7 protein-coding genes are annotated in these 6,154 nt (G+C 66.7%); 2 read left to right on the forward strand and 5 right to left on the reverse strand.

The genetic code is table 11. The annotated features are described in order from the left end of the window. Window positions 1-60 precede the first annotated feature (60 nt). From VE25_RS00615 to VE25_RS22145, 4 genes are read right to left on the reverse strand one after another with little or no spacing between them, the layout of a single operon-like run. Entirely contained in the window at window positions 61-342 is a 282-nt protein-coding gene (locus VE25_RS00615; protein ID WP_046106642.1) for a hypothetical protein, read from the reverse strand. 43 nt (window positions 343-385) lie between these two features. Further along, on the reverse strand, window positions 386-1,909 hold the full coding sequence (locus VE25_RS00620; RefSeq protein WP_046106643.1) for a winged helix-turn-helix domain-containing tetratricopeptide repeat protein: 1,524 nt from the start codon (window positions 1,907-1,909) through the stop codon (window positions 386-388). Between the two features lie 50 nt (window positions 1,910-1,959). After that, entirely contained in the window at window positions 1,960-2,238 is a 279-nt protein-coding gene (locus VE25_RS00625; RefSeq protein WP_046106644.1) for a DUF2277 domain-containing protein, read from the reverse strand. Between the two features lie 33 nt (window positions 2,239-2,271). Beyond that, the gene (locus VE25_RS22145; protein ID WP_046106645.1) at window positions 2,272-2,445 is read right to left on the reverse strand and encodes a DUF1328 domain-containing protein; all 174 of its coding nucleotides are present in this window, start codon (window positions 2,443-2,445) and stop codon (window positions 2,272-2,274) included. A gap of 239 nt (window positions 2,446-2,684) precedes the next feature. Between VE25_RS22145 and VE25_RS00635 the strand changes: the two genes are divergently transcribed. Further along, on the forward strand, window positions 2,685-4,283 hold the full coding sequence (locus VE25_RS00635) for an EAL domain-containing protein (RefSeq protein ID WP_046106646.1): 1,599 nt from the start codon (window positions 2,685-2,687) through the stop codon (window positions 4,281-4,283). Here VE25_RS00635 and VE25_RS00640 read toward each other — a convergent pair. Then, a complete protein-coding gene (locus tag VE25_RS00640; protein WP_046106648.1) occupies window positions 4,280-5,086 on the reverse strand; it encodes an SDR family NAD(P)-dependent oxidoreductase in 807 nt (268 codons plus the stop codon). The genes VE25_RS00635 and VE25_RS00640 overlap by 4 nt on opposite strands. A gap of 111 nt (window positions 5,087-5,197) precedes the next feature. Between VE25_RS00640 and VE25_RS00645 the strand changes: the two genes are divergently transcribed. Beyond that, window positions 5,198-6,085, forward strand: coding sequence for a LysR substrate-binding domain-containing protein (locus VE25_RS00645; protein ID WP_046106647.1), 888 nt, complete (start codon window positions 5,198-5,200; stop codon window positions 6,083-6,085). Window positions 6,086-6,154 lie beyond the last annotated feature (69 nt).

The following is a 6,154-nucleotide window of genomic DNA, read 5'->3' on the forward strand; positions in this document are numbered from 1 at the left end:
CCTCCCCTCAAGGGGGAGGGGAGCCCTCCGGCTCGTACTTCCGTCAATACATGACATAGTCTAGAGTCTCGCCGCACGGGCCGGCCCGTTGCCCAGCGCATGCATAATTCTGCTGATGGCAGCCAGCCACGAAGCGATGCCTTTGCCCTCGCGTGAGCTCGCCATCCGCACGAACGGGCGCTCGAAGCGGACCGCCTGCGCGTAGTAGGCATCCTCCTCGGCGGGCGAAAACCGGCGCTCCGGCGGGTAGGCGATGCGCACTCGGATGTCCGTCAGGCAATCATACATCTTCCAGTACCTCCTCATGTCACCGATCACCGGCGTGGAGGAACTGTGCAGCATGCCCCGCAAGGGGTCCTTAGGCGGTTCCTAAAAGTTGCAAAAACTAGCGCAAGCCCGCAAGACGCAGACCGTCGCGGAGCAGATGGAAGCGATCGTCCATTCGATCTCCGATCACTTCGAGCCCCCGCAGGCTGGTGTGGGGGGCGATGGCCAGCAGCCTTTCCACTGTCTGCTGCGCGACTTCGATCTGGCCCGTATGCGCTTGCGCCGCAGCCAGCATCCAGTGGGTCGGCGGCCAATCGGCAAGTGTCTTTTGCGACCGCTCGAGCCATTCTATGGCCACTTCATAGTTGCCGCGAAGAACGTGGGAAAAGCCCGTGATGGCAAGGCACTCGGACGCCTCGAGCCCACCGGGACTCAACGCGTAGCCTCTGCTGCAAGCCCGTTCGGTCAGTTCCAGGTCGCCTGCCAACATATTGCAAATCCCGACCATCATCAGGACGACAACGTTGTTAGGGTTGGCCTCCATCGCTCGCCCTACCAGGGAAAGGCCTTCGGCGCGCATATGCCCGATGGTCAGCAGCGAATGCCCGCAAATGGCCATGACCAGTGGATCGTCATCCCCAAAGCGCAGGGCCTGCCGCGCGAGTTCGATGCATCTTGACGCTTCGTCCGGCGCCAACAGCTTGAGCGCCACGGTCCCCCAGCGTGCATAAGACCAGGAGGCGTAGGCGAGCGCCACGGCATAGTCGGGTTCAAGCGCTATGGCCTCCTCGAGATAACCGAGCGCGGTCCGATAACCTTCCGGCGCGCGCCCGTAAAAATGCGGTAGCGCCCTGAGGAAATGGTCATAGGCCAGGGGATTTTCCGGCCACCTCCGCCGGGACCGCTCGATCTCGACCCGACGGATCTGCGGTTCGACCAGCCCCACCACCGATTCCGTCACCCGGTCCTGAAACTCGAATATCTGCCCGACGTCGCCGTCGAGGCTCGTCGCCCAGAGGTGCATCCCCGTTAGCGCGTCGATGAGCTGCGTCGTCACGCGCACACGCGGGCCCGCCAGCCGCACGCTGCCCTCGAGCAGGTAACGCACGCCCAAGCGCCGGGCGACGTCGCGGGCATCGGCCGGCTGGTTCTTGTAAACGAACGAGGATGTCCGCGAGACCACGGCAAAGGTGCGGAAACGGCTGAACGCGGTGATAAGGTCGGCGACCAGCCCGTCGGCGAAGTAATCGTTCGCCGGATCGGCGCTGAGGTTAAGGAACGGCAACACGGCGAGCGTCGGCCGCCCGGATTCGGTTGCGGCCCTTCCGGCCGACGGCGCATCGCCCGCGAAGCGGTAGCCGACGCGCGGCACCGTCACGATCCATTCCCCGCCGTCGGGACGCAGCCCCAGTTCCTTTCGCAGCGAAGAGATCTGGACCGTCAGGTTGCCCTCTTCGACGATCGCTCCCTGCCAGGCGTACGTCATCAGGTCCGCCTTGCTCACCACGCCTCCCCCGGCGCGCAACATGCCCTCGAGCACCAGCAGGGCCCTGTGCCCGACAGGCAGGAGGCGTCCCTCCCGCCGCAACTCCCGGCCGGGATAGAGCGTGAACGGACCTGCCGTGAGCGGAGTTTCATCCATGATGGCGCCATTCTAGCGGCTGTTAGCCGCAAGAAAAGCGCTGTAACGGGCTACTCCGCAGCCGTGCCGTAACGCAGCTTGGCCCGCTCGCGCGCCTTGGCGGCCACCACTTCGCGGTCCCTCGGAGGCGCGGTGGTTTCGAGCGATTTGAGGAGCTTGCGCACGGCTTTTTCCACGTCCTCGACCGCCTCGTGGAATGCGGCCTCGTTGGCCTTGGAGGGATGCGTGTAGCCCGAGATCTTGCGCACGAACTGCAAGGCGGCCTCGTGCATCTCGTTGCGCGTCGCGGGCGGCTCGAAGTTGAAGAGCGGCTTGATGTTGCGGCACATGGGGTTTGGGTCTCCGACTGGCTGCCTGAAACGCTAGAATATGACGGCAACGCCCATGAACGCCAGGATCAGCAGGATGACGATGCCGATGAGCATCAGGGCGAAGACGATCTTGGCGAGCGTCGCAGCGCCCGCCGCGATGCCGGTGAACCCGAGCGCGCCGGCGATGAGGGCGATGACGACGAGAATGATGAGCAGGTTGAGCATTTTTCACTCCTTTGACTTGGCTTGCAATGCGCGGGCGGGACCGCACGTTCCGCACCTGAAGCGAGAAGCACGGCAAGCCGGCAGCGGCACCGTTGTATTGTGCCGGTGTAGATCGACACCCTGTATTCGCCGCCACGAGCTCGCAAGACTCGGCACAATCCCGAAATACTTCCGGTCTTCGACAGCAATTTCTTCATAGACGTCCAGCATTGTTCCGCGATCGCGAAGGGGCCGTAGGGATGGAAGCGAGGCGTTCCCGCATCGTTGCGGCCGGCATGGCGCTGGGTCTCCTCGGCGCGGCGATCCCCATCATTGCCATGGCCTGGATGTCCTGGACGATCGCGCTGCAGAAGGAGCAGGACGCCCTCGCTCTTTTCGCCGAACGGGCCCTGGCGCGCGCGCAAGCGACCTTCGAGGACGCGCGATCGGCCCTCACCGCCATCGCCGCCACGCCATTCGAGCCCTGCTCGCCCCAGCACGTCGCGCGCATGCGAACGCTCACCATCGATACGCTTTCCGTCGAGGAGATGGGCTATTTCGGCGACGACGGCGTCCTGCGCTGCACCTCGTGGGGACCGGCGGAAGGCGATGTCGGCAAGGCCGGGATCGACTACGTGACGCCGGACGGCCTGGAGGTCAGCCTGCGCGTCGCGCCGGCCGTCAGCCGCGGCGCGACCGTCACCGCGCTGCACCTCGGCAATCACAACGTGCTGGTCTCGCCGGCGCGCTTCGTCGACATCCTGACCGACGAGGGCGTCTCCATCGCCCTCACCAACGCGCGCGGCACGCTGATCAATGCCGTCAATGGCGAAGGCCTGCCGCGCGTGCTGCCGCCCCTGGGCGAGACCGGCGCAGGCATGGCTGGGGACACCGTTTTCGCCGTGGCGCGCGGCGAGGGCCTCGCCGCCGTCGCCACGCGCCCGAGTTCCGGGCTCGTCTCCGGGCTCAGGGACGAGCTCGCCTTCCTCCTGCCCGTCGGCGCCTTCATCGCCGCCTTCATCGTCGGCATCGTCGTCTGGCTGTCGCGCAAGCGCCTCGAGCCGCGCGCCGAGCTGGCGCTGGCCGTGCAGAACCGCGAGTTCGTCGTCCACTACCAGCCGATCGTCGCCCTAGCGACGGGCATATGCGTGGGCGCGGAGGCGCTGGTGCGCTGGCGGCGGCCGGACGGCACCCTGGTGCGCCCCGACCTCTTCATTCCGCTGGCCGAGGAAACCGGCCTCATCATGCCGATCACCGACCAGGTGATCGACGCGGTCATCGCCGATCTCGGCTCGACGCTCGTGGCCGACCGCACGCTCCACATCGCCGTCAACCTCAGTGCCGCCGACATCTCGTCCGGCCGCTTCCTCGACGTCGTCGCGCGAAAGCTCGCGCCCACCGGCATCCGGCCCGAGCAGCTCTGGCTCGAAGCCACCGAGCGCGGCTTCATCGACATCGAGGCGGCGCGCGTCAATCTGGCCCGCGCCCGGCAGGCCGGCCATTCCGTCGCCATCGACGATTTCGGCACCGGCTATTCGAGCCTGCAATACCTCGAGGGCCTGCCCATGGACGCCCTCAAGATCGACAAGTCGTTCATCGACACCGTCGGCAAGGACACCGCCACGAGCTCGGTGACGCTGCACATCATCGACATGGCGCGCGAGCTCGGCCTCTTCACCGTCGCCGAGGGCATCGAGACGGCAGAACAGGCCGAGTACCTGAAGGCCCGCGGCGTCGATTTCGGCCAGGGCTGGCTCTTCGCCAAGCCCCTGCCCCCCACCGAGTTCGCCGCCTACCACGAGCGCTCGCGCCGGATCCATGGCCCCGCCCCGGAGGTTATCCGGGTCGCGGCGGCTTAAGCTGCCTGGCCGGACTTGTATCGCGCCGCGGGCGTGCCGTTTTGCGTTGCGGTGAAAAGCTCGAAGCGGGCCGCGTCATAGGCATCCCAGAGCGCGCCGTCCGCCACCGACGGCAGGGTGATGCCCTCGCCCCGGTCGAGCCCGGCAAGCGACGCATCGACCATGTCGTCGACGCTCATCACGATCTCCGGCGGAAGCTGCTCCAGCGGCAGGATGGTGCCGTCGTAGATCTCGGTTGCGACCGCTGCGGGCAGCACCACCTGCACCCGCACGTTCGTGCCCGCCACCTCCTCCTGCAGGCCGCGGCTGAAGCCGAGCACATAGGCCTTGGTGCCGGAATAGATCGAAACGAGCGGAAGCGAATGCAGCGCGAGCGCCGAGGCGATGTTGACGACCGCGCCTTCGTTGCGCGCGACGAATCCCGGCAGCACCGCGCGCGTCAGGCGCGTCAGCGCCGTGACGTTGATGGTGAGCATCGCGGCGACGTCGGCGTCGGTGAGCGCGCCCGTGCCTCCCATGCGCGAGGTGCCGGCATTGTTGACGAGCATCGTCACGGCCGGATTGCCGGCCAGCCACTGCTCGATACGAGCGATATCCGCCTCCTGGCCGAGATCGGCGCCGATCACCTCGACCTGCGTGCCGTGCGCCTCACCCAGTTCCCTTGCGAGCAGCTCCAGCCGCTCGACGCGCCGGGCGACCAGCGCCAGGTCATATCCGCGCGCGGCGAGCCGCCGGGCATAACCCGCGCCGATACCCGAAGATGCTCCGGTGACGACGGCGACGGGCTTGAAGTTTCCAGCCATTTCCCAAATCCTTTCCTCGACGGCCGGTGCGGCCGCCGGATCGAGATAGGCGCTGGGCATTCTGTCGATTAGACGATAAAAACGGCTTAGGCTTATCCATATGGTGGATGAATGAAGCGGGAAGACCTGACCGACCTCGCCGCCTTTGTCGCCGTGGCCGAGGAGCGCAGCTTCACCAGGGCCGCGGCGCGCCTCGGCATGTCGCAGCCGGCCCTGAGCCACGCGATCAAGATGCTGGAGAACCGGCTCGGCCTAAGGCTCCTGGCGCGCACGACGCGCAGCGTCGGCACCACGGAGGCCGGCCAGCGCCTGCTTGAGACCCTGCGCCCCACCTTCGACACCATCGGGGCAGAATTGCAGGCCTTGCGCGATACGGGCGGCGAGGTCTCGGGGAACCTGCGCATCACCATGGTCAAGCACGCCGCGACGTCCCTCGTGCTGCCGAGGCTCGGCAGGTTCCGCGCCGAACATCCCCGGGTCTCGCTCGAGCTCAATGTCGACGATGCCCTGGTCGACATCGTCGCCGAGCGATTCGACGCAGGGCTGCGCGTCGGCGCATCGCTGGAAAAGGACATGATCGCCGTGCCCATCGGCCCGCAGGCGCGCGCGGCGGTCGTCGCGACCCCCGAATACTTTGCCCGCAACCCGCCGCCACGCTCACCCCGTGACCTCGACCGGCATGACTGCATGAACTATCGCCTGGCGACCGCCGGCGGGTACCTTCGCTGGCGGTTCCACGAAAACGGCCAGCCGTTCGACGTGCGGGTCGAGGGCTCGCTCGTCGTCAACGACGGCGACATTCTGCTCGGCTGCGCTCTCGAAGGGCAGGGCCTCGCCTATGTTTTCGAGGACCATGCCGCCGAGCACATCAAAAGCGGCCGGCTCATCCGCGTGCTGGAGGAATGGTGCCTGCCGTTCCCCGGCTTCCACCTCTACTACCCCAGCCGCCACCAGAAGCCGGCAGCGCTCGCCGCCTTCATCGAAGCGCTGCGCCGCTAGAGCGTGTCAGGCTTTATTGGAATCGGCGGTTCCTGCGCCTCCCTCCCCCTTGAGGGGAGGGAATGAGGG

It is taken from the genome of Devosia geojensis, from assembly GCF_000969415.1.
In the GTDB taxonomy this organism is placed as follows: domain Bacteria; phylum Pseudomonadota; class Alphaproteobacteria; order Rhizobiales; family Devosiaceae; genus Devosia; species Devosia geojensis.

Excerpts from the sequence above, each read along its gene's own strand:
- VE25_RS00615 (WP_046106642.1), bottom strand. The coding sequence starts at position 342 with ATGCTGCACAGTTCCTCCACGCCGGTGATCGGTGACATGAGGAGGTAC.
- VE25_RS00620 (WP_046106643.1), bottom strand. The coding sequence starts at position 1,909 with ATGGATGAAACTCCGCTCACGGCAGGTCCGTTCACGCTCTATCCCGGC.
- VE25_RS00625 (WP_046106644.1), bottom strand. The coding sequence starts at position 2,238 with ATGTGCCGCAACATCAAGCCGCTCTTCAACTTCGAGCCGCCCGCGACG.
- VE25_RS22145 (WP_046106645.1), bottom strand. The coding sequence starts at position 2,445 with ATGCTCAACCTGCTCATCATTCTCGTCGTCATCGCCCTCATCGCCGGC.
- VE25_RS00635 (WP_046106646.1), top strand. The coding sequence starts at position 2,685 with ATGGAAGCGAGGCGTTCCCGCATCGTTGCGGCCGGCATGGCGCTGGGT.
- VE25_RS00640 (WP_046106648.1), bottom strand. The coding sequence starts at position 5,086 with ATGGCTGGAAACTTCAAGCCCGTCGCCGTCGTCACCGGAGCATCTTCG.
- VE25_RS00645 (WP_046106647.1), top strand. The coding sequence starts at position 5,198 with ATGAAGCGGGAAGACCTGACCGACCTCGCCGCCTTTGTCGCCGTGGCC.